This window comes from Streptomyces sp. NPDC111516, assembly GCF_055635345.1.
On the sequence record NZ_JBVKBV010000012.1, the window covers coordinates 191,978 to 206,107 of the forward strand.

Below are 14,130 nucleotides of genomic sequence, written 5' to 3' on the forward strand. Positions count from 1 at the left end.
CGACGGCCTACCGGGCCTGTGCCGGCTCCGGTTCGATCCGTACACACAGGTCGTTGTCGCCCGAGTAGCAGGGAGTTGCGCGGACGCCCTCTCCGGCGTTGCGGCCGGGATAGACGAAGCTGTTCCTGCGGTCCCAGACGTCGTCGAGGATGCGGGAGATCCGTACGCCGCCGGCCGGCTTCCCGTCGGTCCGAGTCCGCTCCGAAGGGGCCGCGTCGGCCGTCCCGGGGACCAGCCAGAGCGTCCACAGTTGCTGCCCGGTGACCGGACCGGCGTCCAGCCGGTCGAGGGGAAGCGTGAAGGAGAACGTGCCCTCCTTCACCGTGACCGGCACCCGGCAGGTCCGGTCGGGAGCGCCGGCCAGTCGCGCCTCGACGCGGGCGTCGTCGCCGAGGGCGGTCCCGTACAGCGCGCCCTCCACGGTCATTCCGTCCCCGTCGAAGGTGACCGGCCCCGCCTCGGCGTGCGGTGAGCGGATCCAGCAGCGCACGGCGAGCCGGCCGTCGGCGGTCGGGTACGGGATACGGACCGCGATCCGCCCGGTGTCCGGTGTGCGGTCCATGAGGAGCCGCACGTCCCTGATGCCGGGCTCCACGGCCACGGCCCCGGCGTCGTCGGTGCCCGCCGCACACACATGGACGTCCCAGCGGCCCTCGGCGGGCTCCACGGTGCTCGGCAGCACCGCTCGCAGCCGTCCCTCGCCGAGCGGGGTCAGCGGCAGCCGTACGGTGGTGCCGTCGCCGCCCTTGTTCTTGGCGCCGCGCAGCCGGAGCAGCAACTCGGGCGCCTCCCCGTCCTCGTACCGTTCGGGGCCGGGGCCGAGGTGGAGGTCGAAGACGATCGCGCCGTCGGCGCTCGCCGTGCAGTCGGCTCGTGGTGTCGGGCGCTCTGTGGAGACGGTCATGCGGGCTTCCCCTTGCGGATGACATCGGCGGCCTTGTAACGCAGGGCGTACGCCCCGTCCAGCACGGTGCCGCGGGCGCGGTGCAGTGTGGTGCGCAGAGCGCCGTGCGAGCGGTCGCGCGGGGTTCGGGAGGTGAGTTCGGTGAAGAGGCGCTCGTGGCGTTCGGCGATCCGCGACGGGTCGAACCGCTCTGCCGCGGCCAGCGCGGCGCGTCCCGAGCGGCGCCGTGCTTCGTCGTCGTCGATCAGGCCGAGCAGGGCGTCCGTCACCGCCGCCGCGTCACCGACCGGCACCAGGCGTCCGTCGGTGCCGTCCTCGATGATCTCGCCGGGTCCGTGCGGGCAGTCGGTGGCGACGACCGGCAGTCCGCAGCGCATCGCCTCGACGATGGTCATGCCGAAGGACTCGCGGTCCGAGGTGACCGCGGCGATCGCCCCCTTCGGCCACTCGGCTTCCAGCGGGTTGACCGGCCCCATCAGGAACACATGGTTGTGCAGGCCGAGTTCACCGATGAGCTTGAGCAGCGCCTGGCGCTCGTTCCCCGTCGCGTCGCCGCCGCCGTAGATGCGCAGCCGCCAGTCCGGACGGGTGGCGACCACGCCGGCGAACGCCCGGACGAGGAGGTCGTACCGCTTGACCTTGTGCAGCCGGCCTGCGGCGATCACCCATTTACTGGTGCCGTCGGCGGGCGCGATCCCCGGCGCGGGCACGCTGTTGGGGATGGACTCGATCCGTACGCCGGGCAGCTTGAACCCGCTCCGGTAGGCGCGGGCGTCGGCCTCGGTGACGGTGGTGATCGCGTCGAGCAGGGCGTAGCGGTGCCCGATCTCCCGGCGCAGCCGGTAGCTGTGGCTGTCGAGGGTGAGGTGCTCCTGCCCGATCAGGACCGGGCCGCGCCGGGTCTGCCTGCTGATCTGCACATTGAGCCCGGGCCGGGTACCGACCACCACATCCGCGTCCATGGAGCGCAGATGGTCCGCCACCCGGGCGTCGGTCAGCCTGCTGTATTGCCGGTACCTGCTGTCGCCGCGCGGGAACACGCTTGCGGGGCGCGCGTGTTCGGCGGCGTCGCCGTCGTACGTCGGGCTCTTCTTCCGCAGGTCGACGAGGTGGTTCAGGCGCACGCCCGCAGGCGCTCCCAGCGCGGGGACGTCCCGGTGCCGGAAGACCGACACGATCTCGATGTCATGGTGCTCGGCCAGGGCCCCGGCGAGATTGAACGTCGTACGGATGGTGCCCCCGACTCCGTAGGCGTTGTGGAGCAGGAACGAAATGTGCATGAAATGCATATCTCCCGAGTCGGCGGGTCAGCTGCGAACGACACTTGCCATGACGGCAAAGGCCGGCTTGTGGTTCACTCCGGACACCGCCCAGATTCAGCCACTCCCACTTTCACCTGTTTTCCCGATTTGTCGATGTATCGGTGACCTGCTCCATGGTCGAGTCGACCACATCACCGCGCAGAAAATCCGGACGAACAGGTCGCAAGCGGTCCTTCCGATGCCGGGATTCACCCTCTGCTCCGGATGGTTCGATTACGTTCCCCTTCTCGCGTGACCCCGGCCACGGATCGCCCGTTGTCTTCTTCATGAGCCGGGAACCGCCCGGCTCACGCACCGAGTTCGAGGAGCCAACCGTGCCGCGCATGCTCGACGTCAGCGAGGACGTACGCGCCGAGATCGGCGATGCCGAAGCCGACCGGCTGCTCGTCGGCGACAACGCCCCAGGCAGTTACGACTGCACCTCCTGCCGCACCCCCGGAGACTCCGAACAGGAACGCACCAGCACGGTGCTCTTCGTCGGTGACGAGACCGCCGTCCTCGCCTTCGCACACGCGACCTGCATCCCCTCGCAGGTCGTCCAGGTCGCCGAGGAGCAGCTTCAGGGCGCGGTACGCAGCATCACCGGTGGCGACGCGGAGCACCGCGAGCACCCGGAGGGCCTCGGCACCGAACAGGCCGTCCTCGGGATCACCAGCGGCCTCGTCCTGATCGACGACGAGGTCCACCCGGCCCTCGTCGTCGAGCCGACCGGCCCGATCGCCCGCCCGGGCACGGACGGCAGCCGGGGGGACGAATTCCTCCAGCTGCTGCTGGAGCAGGGCTTCCAGCCGGTCCACCGGATGGATCAGATGCCCCCGATGCTGCACGGCTGGTCGATCCTGCTCGCCATGGGCCAGCTGCACGCCGTGCTCCAGCCGGACGCCGATGGCGGCGCCCAGGTCGCCTGGTGGCAGGCGCATGCGCCGCTCCAGGTCACCGAGGGCTGGCGGACCACGGCCAACAAGTCGCAGACCGTGCTCGTCTTCGCCGCCCCGGCGGGGGCGATCGGCCAGCAGCCCCGCGAGGACCTGCTGCGCGATGCGCTGGACAAGGCCGCCGCCGGCGGGCTCCTGGTCGCCGCCGCGATGCCGCTGGCCGGGACCTGATCATGGCCGTCGGTTTCTCGCACCTGCGGCGAACAGCTATTTCTCCGCCGGGCCCGCATCCGACGGCCAGTGGGGTCGTTGGCACATACGTGCACTCATACGACTCCTCCCGCCAGCGCCCGAGCCCGATCCCTGCCATGCGCCCCGCGCAGGAGCCATCGGGCGGTCAGTCCCACACCCCGATCTACGACGCGCTGTACTCCGAGTACCGCCGGTCGTTCCGGGCGCTTCCCGGTGATCGCAGCGGCGAGGAGAATCTCGGCTTCGTGGCCTTCGGCAGCGGGTTCTTCGGCAGCCGCGTGCCGCTGAGTGGCCACTCCGGTCACTCCGCCGCCCTCTCCGTCGGACTCTCCGTACACAGCGGGGTCACCGGACACGGCAGCGGCGCGAGCACGCACACCAGCGGTCTCGGTTCCTGGCAGCGAGTGGGGCGGCACTCCGGGCGGCCCCAGCCCGCGGCTCTGCCCCCGGGATCGGAATCGCGAGGGGCCTGACCGTACGACGGAGCCCCGGACCGTTTCATATCCGAAACGGTCCGGGGCTCCGCCATGGGACCTGCGTGCTACTTGTTGCGGCCACGCTTCTCGCGGACCCGCACCGAGATGTGGATCGGGGTGCCCTCGAAGCCGAACTCCTCGCGCAGTCGACGCTCGACGAAGCGTCGGTAGCCGTGCTCCAGGAAGCCCGAGGAGAACAGCACGAAGCGCGGCGGCTTGGTGCCCGCCTGGGTGCCGAAGAGGATCCTGGGCTGCTTGCCGCCGCGGACGGGGTGCGGGTGCGAGGCGACGACCTCACCGAGGAAGGCGTTCAGCCGACCGGTGGGGACGCGGGTCTCCCAGCCGGCGAGGGCGGTCTCGATCGCCGGGACCAGCTTCTCCATGTGCCTGCCGGTGACGGCGGAGACGTTGACCCGCGGGGCCCACGCGATCTGCGCGAGCTCCGTCTCGATCTCGCGCTCCAGGTAGTAGCGGCGCTCCTCGTCGAGGGTGTCCCACTTGTTGTACGCGATCACCAGGGCGCGCCCGGCCTCCACGGCCATGGTGATGATGCGCTGGTCCTGGACGCTGATGGACTCGCTGGCGTCGATCAGGACGACGGCGACCTCGGCCTTCTCCACGGCGGCGGCGGTGCGCAGCGAGGCATAGTAGTCCGCGCCCTCCTGGAGGTGGACGCGGCGGCGGATACCGGCCGTGTCGATGAACTTCCAGGTGATGCCGCCGAGCTCGATCAGCTCGTCGACCGGGTCACGGGTAGTGCCCGCGAGCTCGTTGACGACGACGCGGTCCTCGTTCGCCACCTTGTTCAGCAGCGAGGACTTGCCGACGTTCGGACGGCCGATGAGCGCGATCCGGCGCGGTCCGCCGATCGCGGTGCCGAAGCGCTGTGCCGGGGCCTCGGGAAGTGCTTCGAGTACGGCGTCGAGCAGGTCGCCGGTGCCGCGGCCGTGCAGCGAGGAGACCGGGTACGGCTCGCCGAGGCCCAACGACCAGAGCGCGGTGGCGTCCGCCTCGCCGCTCTGCCCGTCGACCTTGTTGGCGCACAGCACGACGGGTTTGCCGGCCCGGCGCAGCAGCTTGACGACGGCTTCGTCGGTGTCGGTCGCGCCGACGGTCGAGTCGACCACGAAGACGACCGCGTCGGCGGCCTCGATCGCGTACTCGGCCTGGGCGGCGACGGAGGCGTCGATGCCCAGCACGTCCTGCTCCCAGCCGCCGGTGTCGACGACCTTGAAGCGGCGGCCCGCCCATTCGGCCTCGTAGGTGACGCGGTCGCGGGTGACGCCGGGCTTGTCCTCGACGACCGCCTCGCGGCGGCCGATGATCCGGTTCACCAGCGTCGACTTGCCGACATTGGGGCGGCCGACGACGGCGAGCACGGGAAGCGGTCCGTGACCGGCCTCACCGATCGCGCCCTCGACCTCTTCGGCGTCGAAGCCCTCCTCCGCGGCGAGCTCCATGAACTCCGCGTACTCGGCGTCGCCAAGCGCTCCGTGCTCGTGGTCCGAGCCGTCGGAGTGAATCTGGTCGTTCATGAAGTCCGTTCCTCTTTGCGTCATCATCGATGGGCCACGTCCACGCGGCCCACTACTCAAGTCTTACCTACGCCCGGTGAAACGCCTGGCCTCGTCCAGATGGGCGGTCAGCCGCGCCTGGATCCGCACCGTCGCCTCGTCCAGCGCCTTCCGCGTCCGCCGCCCACTGCCGTCGCCCGCGTCGAAGGCGTCGCCGAAGACGACATCGACCCGGCTGCGCAACGGCGGCAGTGCCGACACCAGTCGCCCGCGACGCTCGGTGCTTCCCAGTACCGCCACGGGCACGATCGGCGCCCCGCTGCGTACGGCGAAATACGCGAGCCCGGCACGCAGGGAGGCGAAGTCGCCCTCGCCCCTGGTGCCCTCGGGGAAGATCCCGAGCACCCCACCGCTCTCCAGCACGCCGAGGGCGTCGGTGATGGCGGTGCGGTCGGCGGTCGTACGGTCCACCTTCAGCTGCCCGATTCCGCGCAGGAACGGATCGAGCGGACCGACGAACGCCTCTTTCTTGATCAGGAAGTGGACGGGCCGGGGCGCGGTGCCCATCAGCATCGGACCGTCGATGTTGTGGGAGTGGTTCACTGCGAGTATGACGGGTCCGGAGGCGGGAACCCGCCACGCACCGAGGACGCGGGGCTTCCACAGCCCGTACATCAGGCCGATCCCGATCCCGCGCCCGACCGCCGCACCGCGCCGCGAGGGCGAGCCCGTGGCTCGGGTCACTTCACGGCCCGCTTCTCCTCGACGAGGGTGACGACGCACTCGATGACCTGCTGGAGGGTCAGCTCCGTGGTGTCCACCTCGACGGCATCGTCCGCCTTGGCCAGCGGGGAGGTCTTGCGGCCGGAGTCGGCCGCGTCCCGCTTGATCAGCGCCTCCTTGGTGGCGGCGACATCGGAGCCCTTGACCTCGCCGCTGCGGCGGGCGGCGCGCGCCTCCGGCGATGCGGTGAGGAAGATCTTCAGGTCCGCGTCGGGCAGCACCGTGGTGCCGATGTCGCGGCCCTCGACCACTATGCCCCGGTCGGCCGCGGCGGCGATGGTGCGCTGCAGTTCGGTGATCCGGGTGCGCACCTCGGGGACCGCGCTGACAGCGCTGACCCTGGAGGTGACCTCCTGGGTACGGATCGGGCCCGAGGCGTCCTCGCCGTCAACCGTGATCGTCGGGGCGGCCGGGTCCGTACCGGAGACGATGACCGGCTTCGCGGCGGCGGTCGCCACCTCCATCGCGTCGTGCACGTCGATGCCGTTGTTCAGCATCCACCAGGTGATCGCCCGGTACTGGGCGCCGGTGTCCAGGTAGCTCAGGCCGAGCTGGGCGGCGACGGCCTTGGACGTGCTCGACTTGCCGGTGCCCGAGGGCCCGTCGATGGCGACGATCACTGCGGCCGGGGCCGTCCGGGCGGCGGCGCTTGCGGTTTCCACGGTGGTGGACACCTTCCTGGTACACGGGGTGGGCGGGACGGGGACGCGCGAACCCGCCCCGCACAAGGTTACCGAGTGTCGGAGCGGTCCTCTGCACCCCTGTGGACAACCGCCTCCCGGGCCTGCCGCCCCGGGTCTACTGGCGTATCGACCAGCCCTGCTCACGCAGTGCCGTGCGCAGCTCGGCGGCCGCGCTCGGTTCGACCATGAGCTGGACCAGGCCCGCCTGCTGCCCGGTGGCATGCTCGATTCGGACGTCCTCGACGTTGACCCCGACCCGTCCCGCGTCGGCGAAGATCCTGGCCAGTTCGCCCGGCCGGTCGCTGATGAGCACGGACACGATCTCGTACGAGGCGGGGGCCGTCCCGTGCTTGCCGGGCACCCGGACCCGTCCCGCGTTGCCGCGGCGCAGGACGTCCTCGATGCCTTCGGTGCCTGCGCGGCGCTTGTCGTCGTCGCCGGACTGCAGACCGCGCAGCGCCCGTACCGTCTCGTCCAGATCGGCGGCGACCCCGGCCAGTACGTCGGCGACCGGCCCGGGATTGGCGGAGAGGATCTCCACCCACATCCGGGGGTCGGAGGCGGCGATCCGGGTGACGTCCCTGATGCCCTGGCCGCAGAGGCGTACGGCGGTCTCGTCGGCCTCCTCCAGCCGGGCGGCGACCATCGACGAGATCAGCTGCGGGGTGTGGGAGACCAGGGCGACGGCCCGGTCGTGGGCGTCGGCGTCCATGACGACCGGGACGGCGCGGCAGAGCGCGACCAGCTCCAGGGCGAGGTTGAGGACCTCGGTGTCGGTGTCACGGGTCGGTGTGAGGACCCAGGGGCGGCCCTCGAAGAGGTCCGCGGTGGCGGCGAGGGGGCCGGACCGCTCCTTGCCGGCCATGGGGTGCGTACCGATGTACGGGCCGAGGTCGACGCCGCGGGCTTCCAGTTCGCGGCGCGGGCCGCCCTTGACGCTGGCGACGTCGAGGTAGCCGCGGGCGACGCCGTCCCGCATGGCAGTGTCCAGCACCGAGGCGACGTGGGCGGGCGGCACGGCGATGATCGCCAGGTCGACAGGGCCCTCGGGCGCCTCGTCCGTACCGGCGCCGAGCGCGGCCGCGGTGCGGGCCGATTCGGGGTCGTGGTCGACGAGGTGAACATGGATGCCGCGCCCTGCCAGGGCGAGGGCCGCGGAGGTGCCGACGAGGCCCGTTCCGATGACGAGGGCGGTTCTCACTGGGCGATGTCCTTGCGGAGGGCGGCGGTGGCACCGAGGTACACGTGCGCGATCTCGGACTTGGGAAGGTACGTCTCGACGTGCGCGAGGATTCGTACCACGCGGGGCATGGCGCCCACGATGTCCAGCTCCTGGGCGCAGATCAGTGGTACGTCGACGATACCGATCCCGCGCGCCGCGGCGGCCGGGAAGTCGCTGTGCAGATCGGGGGTGGCCGTGAACCAGATGCTGATCAGGTCGTCCGCGACGAGGCTGTTGCGCTCCAGGACGGCGGTGAGCAGGGCGCTGACCCGCTCACCCATGTGTCCGGCCTCGTCCTGCTCCAGCTGGACGGCTCCACGGACCGCTCGTACCGCCACGTCGTGCTCCTCGCTTCTTCGTACGGGTCGCGCCTGCTGTCCGCCTGCGTGATCCTTCTGCGGGATCAGCCTAGAGGGGAGGGGCGAGGGGCGGCCGCGGTGCTCTCCCAGTGAGACGGGGCAGGGCGGTGGGGCGGGAGAAGGACGGCGGCCGGAGAGTTATGTTCCGGCGCCGCCGGTGCCACCGCCCTGGCCGCCACCGCCCAGCAAACTGCCCAGCAGGCTGCCGAGGTCGCTTCCCGCCATGGTTCCGCCTTTCCGGATGAGGTGATTTATCGACAATGTCGATCAGAACCGGGGCTCCTGCCACTTGGGCGGGGCCGCCGTCACACAGCGGTCGCCTGACCGGCCCGGCGGACATCGGCCAGAAGCGCCGCCGCCGCGACATCCCGATGCTCGCTGTCCCGCAGTGCGGCCGGCTGGTCCGGCCAGGGAGCGGATGTGTTCGGCGATGGCCCGCATACGGGCCGGGTACGGCAGGCGTTCGAACCTGGTGTACAGAACGGATACTTCTTCTCCGGGGTGCGGAGGTTCTCCGGGGTGCGGAGGCGTCGTCATCGCGCTCACCGGAGGGCGGCGCGGCGAGCCTTTCCGATCACCGTCGTGGTGATCGGAACACCGAGGATCTTCCGGTGCAACATGTTTTCGCCCACGTAACCTCGCCGGCATGATCACCCCTGACGCCGAGACTCTCGTACGCGACCACACGGTCTACTCCTGCGTGATGGGCTCACGCGCCTTCGGCCTCGCCACGGACGGCAGCGACACCGACCGGCGCGGCGTCTTCCTCGCGCCGACCCCGCTGTTCTGGCGGTTCGACAAGCCACCGACGCACGTCGACGGCCCGGCGGAGGAGCAGTTCTCCTGGGAGCTGGAACGCTTCTGCGAGCTGGCCCTGCGCGCCAACCCCAATGTGCTGGAGTGCCTGCACTCGCCTCTGGTGGAACACGTCGACGCGGTGGGCCGTGAACTCCTCTCCCTGCGCGGGGCGTTCCTGTCCCGTCTGGCCCATCAGACCTTCGTCCGGTACGCGTCGGGCCAGCGCCGGAAGCTGGAGGCGGACGTACGGCAGTACGGGGCGCCGCGCTGGAAGCACGCCATGCATTTGCTGCGGCTGCTGACCAGTTGCCGGGATCTGCTGCGCACGGGCGAGCTCGTGATCGAGGTGGGGCCCGCCCGGGAGGAGCTGCTGGCGGTGAAGCGCGGCGAGGTGCCATGGCCGGAGGTCGAACGCCGCATGACCCGCCTGGCCGAGGAGAACGACGAGGCGGCCGAGTGCTCCCCGCTCCCCCCACAGCCGGACCGGGCTCGCGTGGAGGACTTCCTGATCCGCACCCGCCGGTCGTCCGCGCTCCGGCCCGACCAGGGGTGAACGGCCCGCCCCGCCGGCGGGCGCGCCCCGCGGACGAGCGGACATTCAAGCCCGTCCGGCGATCGAGGACAACGACGCCCGCCCCGTCAACCGCGCACGCACCACAAGATCGTGCAGCCCGTCGAACCCGCCGGCCCCCTCGGGAAGCCTGGATTCCGCCTGCGCCTCGTCAAGCGCCCCGTGCAGTATCTCGATGTCCCGGGACACCACGGCCCCGTCCGCATCCTCCGCTCCCTTGTGCTCGGCCTCGGCCTTCGCGGCGATCAGCTCGGGCAGATACGCCGGAGCGGCCACCTCCCCGAGGAGCGTCGGCAGATGCGCCCGCACCTCACCGCTGCGCATCAGATGGATACCGGTGAGCAGCGCCCGGAACGTGTACAGCAGCGGCTTCAGTTCGCCCGTCTTCTCGAAGAGCCGCCACTGAGTGTTGGCGAACCCGCGGTAGTGGTGCGCGTGATTGCGGGTGAGCACATCGGGCGCCAGCTCCACCAGTTCCGCGTGCAACTCACTCGTGTGCACAACGAGCGGAGACAGCAACTGTTCCAGCACGTAGCCGTTCGGTTTCAGCATCAACCGGACGAACTTCCGCAGATCATGGGTGACCAGGTCCATCTCGACCCCGCGCCTGTCCCACATCCGTGAGCGCGTCTCCTCGGGCCTGCGCAGCCCGAGGAGTTCGTCCGCGGGCAGGAGATGGACCCCCCGAAGGTCCACATCCGAGTCCCTGGACGGGAACCCGTACAGATGCGCTCCGGAGACCGTGGCGAACACCAGCGGGTCGCGCTCTTCGGCGAGCACCGGGCCGAAGTCGGTGACCGGCAGCCCGGCCTCTCTCAGGTGCGTCGTTTCCGTACTCATGGATCAAGCGTCCCAGAGCGCCCCCAGCGACAGCAGATCGCTCCGGTACTCGATCCGCTCCGACCACTCCTTGGGCCAGGCCCCCGCCCCCAGATGCGCCCCGGCGAGCGCGCCGGTCAGGCAGCCGAGGGAGTCCGAGTCGCCCCGGGTGCAGGCGGCCCGGCGCAGGGCGGTGACGGGTTCTTCGGGGAAGAGCAGGAAGCAGTGCAGGGCCGTGGCCAGGGCCTCCTCGGCGATCCAGCCGTCGCCGGTCGTCTCGCAGGGATCGGTCTCCGGGGACGGGTCGCGCAGGGCGTCCTGGACGCGGGCCAGGGCGGTGAGGCATTCGTCCCAGCCGCGCTGGATGTACAGCTCCGGGGAGGAGTCGCCCGCGTACCGCCAGAGGTCGCCGAGCCAGCGCGTGAGGTAGCGGCTGCTGTTCTCGTAAGCGTAGCTGCGCAGCTGCCCGATCAGTCCCATCGGCTCCGCGCCCTGCGCCAGCAGGTACACCGCGCGTGCCATCAGGTCGGACGCGGCGAGCGCGGTCGGGTGTCCGTGGGTGAGGGCCGCCTGCAACTGGGCGGCGCCGGAGCGCTGTTCGTCGCTCAGCCCCGGCACGAGCCCGACCGGCGCGACCCGCATGTTGGCGCCGCAGCCCTTGGAGCCGGTCTGGCTGGCCTCCTGCCAGAGCCGGTCGCTGTCGAGCAGGCGGCAGGCGGTCATGCAGGTGCGGCCGGGGGCACGGTTGTTGTCGGGCGAGTGGTACCAGTCGACGAACTCCTCGCGCACCGGGCGGGCCAGCCGCAGCGGGGTGAGCAGCCCGCGGTCCATGGCAGTACGGATGCCGCGCCCCAGGGCCAGCGTCATCTGGGTGTCGTCGGTGACGATCGCCGGCTTCGGCAGCCGCATCTGACGCCACGGCCCGCACTTGGCGAGGATCGAGGGCACGTTGTTGAACTCGGTCGGGAAGCCCAGTGCATCGCCGAGCGCGAGCCCGGTCAGTGCGCCGGTGGCGGCCTGTTTGGTGATGGTCCTGGTCACGATCACGTGGTTCTTCCTTCCGGTCGCAGGAGTGGGGGGTGCAGGGCGGTAGCGGCACCCGCCCGGTAGAGAGCGGCCGGTTTTCCCCGTCCGCCGGTGCGGCGCGGCGATCCTTCCACGGCCTGGACGAAGCCGGGCGTGGTGAGGACCTTGCGCCGGAAGTTGGGCCGGTCCAGCTCGACGCCCCAGACCGTCTCGTAGACCCGTTGGAGTTCTCCCAGGGTGAATTCGGGCGGGCAGAAGGCGGTGGCCAGGCAGCTGTATTCGAGTCTGGCGCCGATGCGGTCGTGTGCGTCGGCCAGGATGCGGTCGTGGTCGAAGGCGAGCGGGCCGAGGGTTTCGGCGTCCCACCACCGCGCGTTGGCGGCGTCGCCCCCGCCGCGGGGCTCGGGCAGGTCGGGGACGAGTGCGGTGTAGGCGACGGAGACGACCCGCATCCTCGGGTCGCGGTCCGGGTCGCTGTAGGTGCGCAGTTGTTCCAGGTGGAAGGCGGACACGGTGCCCTCGGTCAGGCCGGTCTCCTCGGCGAGCTCCCGGCGGGCGGCTTCCTCGGCGGATTCGCGGGGCTGGACGAAGCCGCCGGGCAGTGCCCAGTGGCCCTTGTACGGGTCCTCGCCCCGCTCGACGAGCAGGACGTTCAGCCGGGTGTCGCGGACCGTGAAGACGGCGAGGTCGACGGTGACCGCGAAGGGTTCGAAGGCGTACGGGTCGTAGCCCGCGGGCACGTCGGCGCTCATCGGTGCTCCGGGAGGGGTGCGGCGAAGTTCCAGCCGGCGGCGAGCAGGGTGTCGACGGCGGTGAGCGCGGTGGCCAGGCGTTCCTCGTGGGTTCCGGTGAGTTCGATGAACCGCCTTCCGGTGCGGGTGAGTTCGGCCCGGAAGCGGTCGGTCATCCAGGGCCGCAGCTCCTCGCCGTCGCGCAGCCCGTCGTCCTCGAAGGCGACGCCCTCGTGGTCGGTGAGCAGCCACAGGTGATGGGCGACGCGGTCGGCGGTCTCCTCGACGAGCGGGTTGCGGCCGCCGATGTACCGCTCGTGCCAGACGGTGGTGGCGAAGGAGTCGGTGTCGCAGAAGAGCACCGGCGACCCGGTGCGCGCGGCCGCCTCCTCCTTGGCGTTCTGCGCCTCGGCGATCAACGGGAAGTCCTCGGTGGTGAAGGCGACGTCCTCCCACTGCGCCCCGGGCCACCGGTCGCGCAGCGCGGCCAGCTTCTGTTCGCTGAACTCCCGCCCGTACTCGGCGACGTAGCGGGTCTGCGTCCAGACGCCGCCGCGCCTGCGGTAGTGGTCGGCGAGGGCGCGGGCCATCGTCGTGGTGCCGGTGGATTCCGCGCCGAGGACGACGATCCGGCGGGTGAGCGCGGCCCGTACGGGCGGTTCGAGGAAGTCCCAACAGCCGACCGGGTCCTTGCGGACGGCGGTTCCGGAGACCGGGAAGACCGTGCGGTCGGGGTCGACGCAGACGGATTCGGCGCCGAACCGGCGCGCCAGTTCCTCCCCGTACGACTCCGAGGTGAAAACGGCGTCCACCGGCTCGGGCACGGCCTCGGTGAAGACGGCCATGTGGGCGTCCCAGATGGCCGGGTCGTGGAGATCCATGCGGATGTCGTCGACGGCGCCCACGACCCGTACGTCCGGGTGCACCTCCCGCATCCACGCCACCCGGTCGTCGAGCGGTACGGACTCGACGGAGGCGGCGCACACCAGCACGGTCAGCCGCTCGCACCGGTCCTGCGCGGTGCGGACGAGGTGGTGGTGGCCGGCGTGGGGCGGATAGAACTTGCCGAGGACGAGCCCGTGCGCGAAGCGCTTCATGCCGCTGCCTCCACGGGCCGGTGCTGTACGGCGAGATCACGCTGCCAGTTGCGCAGGCCGATCAGGCACAGCGTGAGGAAGCCGACGTACAGCAGGGAGGTCGGATACAGCTCCTTGTACGCGTACAGCGGGATGTACACCACATCGGCGGCGATCCAGAGCCACCACGACTCGACGAGCTTCCTGCACTGTCCGTACGTCGCCGTCAGGGACAGCGCGGTCGTCAGGGCGTCCCAGAAGGGCACGGTCGAGTCGGTGGCGTGGTCCAGCAGGACGGTGAGGGCGACGGTCCCCACCGCCCCTGCCGCGAGCAGCCAGGTCCATTCGGTGCGGGTGGTGCGTCGCACCGGCAGGTCCGGTGCACCTGGTCCACCCCCGTGGGTCCAGGTCCACCAGCCGTACGCGGCAAGGGCGATGAAGACGATCTGGAGGCCGGCGTCGGCGTACAGGCCGGACTGGGCGAACAGCAGGATGAAGAAGAGGTTGTTGGCGATGCCGATGGGCCAGTTGGCGAGGTGCTGGCGGGCCACGAGCCAGACGCACAGCGCCCCACTGCCGAAGCCGAGCACCTCGGTCCAGCTGACCGGGGTGTCGAGGACCGTCACCAGGGGTTGCTGCAGGGGATCGAGGACATCCGCGAGACTCACTCCCGCCTCCTTAATAGTCATTCTGACTATAAAGGTGGAACGGGCACAGCA

Annotated in this window: 15 protein-coding genes; 3 read left to right on the plus strand and 12 right to left on the minus strand. The window is 70.9% G+C overall.

Going from position 1 to position 14,130, the window contains the following annotated elements; all coding sequences use genetic code 11:
- Window positions 1-7: 7 nt before the first annotated feature.
- Window positions 8-904 carry a transferase gene (locus ACZ7L9_RS23100; protein ID WP_471417604.1) on the minus strand — a complete coding sequence of 299 codons (897 nt, stop codon included), beginning with the start codon at window positions 902-904 and terminating at the stop codon, window positions 8-10.
- Window positions 901-2,184, minus strand: a complete 1,284-nt coding sequence (locus tag ACZ7L9_RS23105; protein ID WP_471417606.1) for a glycosyltransferase family 4 protein — start codon at window positions 2,182-2,184, stop codon at window positions 901-903. Before ACZ7L9_RS23105 ends, ACZ7L9_RS23100 begins: the two co-directional genes overlap by 4 nt.
- Before the next feature lie 356 nt (window positions 2,185-2,540).
- On the opposite strand from ACZ7L9_RS23105, the gene ACZ7L9_RS23110 reads away from it, so the two are divergent.
- Together ACZ7L9_RS23110 and ACZ7L9_RS23115 are read left to right on the plus strand one after the other, a co-directional pair.
- Window positions 2,541-3,332, plus strand: a complete 792-nt coding sequence (locus ACZ7L9_RS23110; RefSeq protein WP_471417608.1) for a hypothetical protein — start codon at window positions 2,541-2,543, stop codon at window positions 3,330-3,332.
- A gap of 137 nt (window positions 3,333-3,469) precedes the next feature.
- On the plus strand, window positions 3,470-3,826 hold the full coding sequence (locus tag ACZ7L9_RS23115; protein WP_471417610.1) for a hypothetical protein: 357 nt from the start codon (window positions 3,470-3,472) through the stop codon (window positions 3,824-3,826).
- A gap of 68 nt (window positions 3,827-3,894) precedes the next feature.
- Here the strand turns inward: ACZ7L9_RS23115 and der are convergent, their stop codons facing one another.
- The 5 genes from der to aroH form a co-directional block, all read right to left on the minus strand.
- A complete protein-coding gene (gene der / locus ACZ7L9_RS23120; RefSeq protein WP_471417612.1) occupies window positions 3,895-5,364 on the minus strand; it encodes a ribosome biogenesis GTPase Der in 1,470 nt (489 codons plus the stop codon).
- A 63-nt stretch (window positions 5,365-5,427) separates the two neighbouring features.
- Entirely contained in the window at window positions 5,428-6,087 is a 660-nt protein-coding gene (locus ACZ7L9_RS23125; protein ID WP_471417613.1) for a lysophospholipid acyltransferase family protein, read from the minus strand.
- Entirely contained in the window at window positions 6,084-6,800 is a 717-nt protein-coding gene (gene cmk / locus ACZ7L9_RS23130; RefSeq protein ID WP_471417616.1) for a (d)CMP kinase, read from the minus strand. The genes ACZ7L9_RS23125 and cmk overlap by 4 nt, the downstream gene beginning before the upstream one ends.
- Before the next feature lie 124 nt (window positions 6,801-6,924).
- A complete protein-coding gene (locus tag ACZ7L9_RS23135; RefSeq protein ID WP_471417618.1) occupies window positions 6,925-8,010 on the minus strand; it encodes a prephenate dehydrogenase in 1,086 nt (361 codons plus the stop codon).
- Complete coding sequence (aroH, locus tag ACZ7L9_RS23140; protein WP_471417619.1) at window positions 8,007-8,369, minus strand: chorismate mutase; 363 nt, start codon at window positions 8,367-8,369, stop codon at window positions 8,007-8,009. The genes ACZ7L9_RS23135 and aroH overlap by 4 nt, the downstream gene beginning before the upstream one ends.
- A gap of 667 nt (window positions 8,370-9,036) precedes the next feature.
- On the opposite strand from aroH, the gene ACZ7L9_RS23145 reads away from it, so the two are divergent.
- A complete protein-coding gene (locus tag ACZ7L9_RS23145; RefSeq protein ID WP_471417622.1) occupies window positions 9,037-9,741 on the plus strand; it encodes a nucleotidyltransferase domain-containing protein in 705 nt (234 codons plus the stop codon).
- Window positions 9,742-9,786: 45 nt separating this feature from the next.
- Here the strand turns inward: ACZ7L9_RS23145 and ACZ7L9_RS23150 are convergent, their stop codons facing one another.
- From ACZ7L9_RS23150 to pnuC, 5 genes are read right to left on the minus strand one after another with little or no spacing between them, the layout of a single operon-like run.
- A complete protein-coding gene (locus tag ACZ7L9_RS23150) occupies window positions 9,787-10,599 on the minus strand; it encodes a nucleotidyltransferase domain-containing protein (RefSeq protein WP_471417624.1) in 813 nt (270 codons plus the stop codon).
- Between the two features lie 3 nt (window positions 10,600-10,602).
- A complete protein-coding gene (locus ACZ7L9_RS23155; protein WP_471417626.1) occupies window positions 10,603-11,625 on the minus strand; it encodes an ADP-ribosylglycohydrolase family protein in 1,023 nt (340 codons plus the stop codon).
- On the minus strand, window positions 11,622-12,356 hold the full coding sequence (locus tag ACZ7L9_RS23160; protein ID WP_471417628.1) for an NUDIX hydrolase: 735 nt from the start codon (window positions 12,354-12,356) through the stop codon (window positions 11,622-11,624). The genes ACZ7L9_RS23155 and ACZ7L9_RS23160 overlap by 4 nt, the downstream gene beginning before the upstream one ends.
- A complete protein-coding gene (locus ACZ7L9_RS23165; RefSeq protein ID WP_471417630.1) occupies window positions 12,353-13,432 on the minus strand; it encodes an AAA family ATPase in 1,080 nt (359 codons plus the stop codon). The genes ACZ7L9_RS23160 and ACZ7L9_RS23165 overlap by 4 nt, the downstream gene beginning before the upstream one ends.
- Window positions 13,429-14,079, minus strand: coding sequence for a nicotinamide riboside transporter PnuC (pnuC, locus tag ACZ7L9_RS23170; protein WP_471417632.1), 651 nt, complete (start codon window positions 14,077-14,079; stop codon window positions 13,429-13,431). Before pnuC ends, ACZ7L9_RS23165 begins: the two co-directional genes overlap by 4 nt.
- Between the last annotated feature and the right edge of the window lie 51 nt (window positions 14,080-14,130).

Excerpts from the sequence above, each read along its gene's own strand:
- ACZ7L9_RS23100 (WP_471417604.1), bottom strand. The coding sequence starts at position 904 with ATGACCGTCTCCACAGAGCGCCCGACACCACGAGCCGACTGCACGGCG.
- ACZ7L9_RS23105 (WP_471417606.1), bottom strand. The coding sequence starts at position 2,184 with ATGCACATTTCGTTCCTGCTCCACAACGCCTACGGAGTCGGGGGCACC.
- ACZ7L9_RS23115 (WP_471417610.1), top strand. The coding sequence starts at position 3,470 with ATGCGCCCCGCGCAGGAGCCATCGGGCGGTCAGTCCCACACCCCGATC.
- der (WP_471417612.1), bottom strand. The coding sequence starts at position 5,364 with ATGAACGACCAGATTCACTCCGACGGCTCGGACCACGAGCACGGAGCG.
- ACZ7L9_RS23145 (WP_471417622.1), top strand. The coding sequence starts at position 9,037 with ATGATCACCCCTGACGCCGAGACTCTCGTACGCGACCACACGGTCTAC.
- ACZ7L9_RS23150 (WP_471417624.1), bottom strand. The coding sequence starts at position 10,599 with ATGAGTACGGAAACGACGCACCTGAGAGAGGCCGGGCTGCCGGTCACC.
- ACZ7L9_RS23160 (WP_471417628.1), bottom strand. The coding sequence starts at position 12,356 with ATGAGCGCCGACGTGCCCGCGGGCTACGACCCGTACGCCTTCGAACCC.
- ACZ7L9_RS23165 (WP_471417630.1), bottom strand. The coding sequence starts at position 13,432 with ATGAAGCGCTTCGCGCACGGGCTCGTCCTCGGCAAGTTCTATCCGCCC.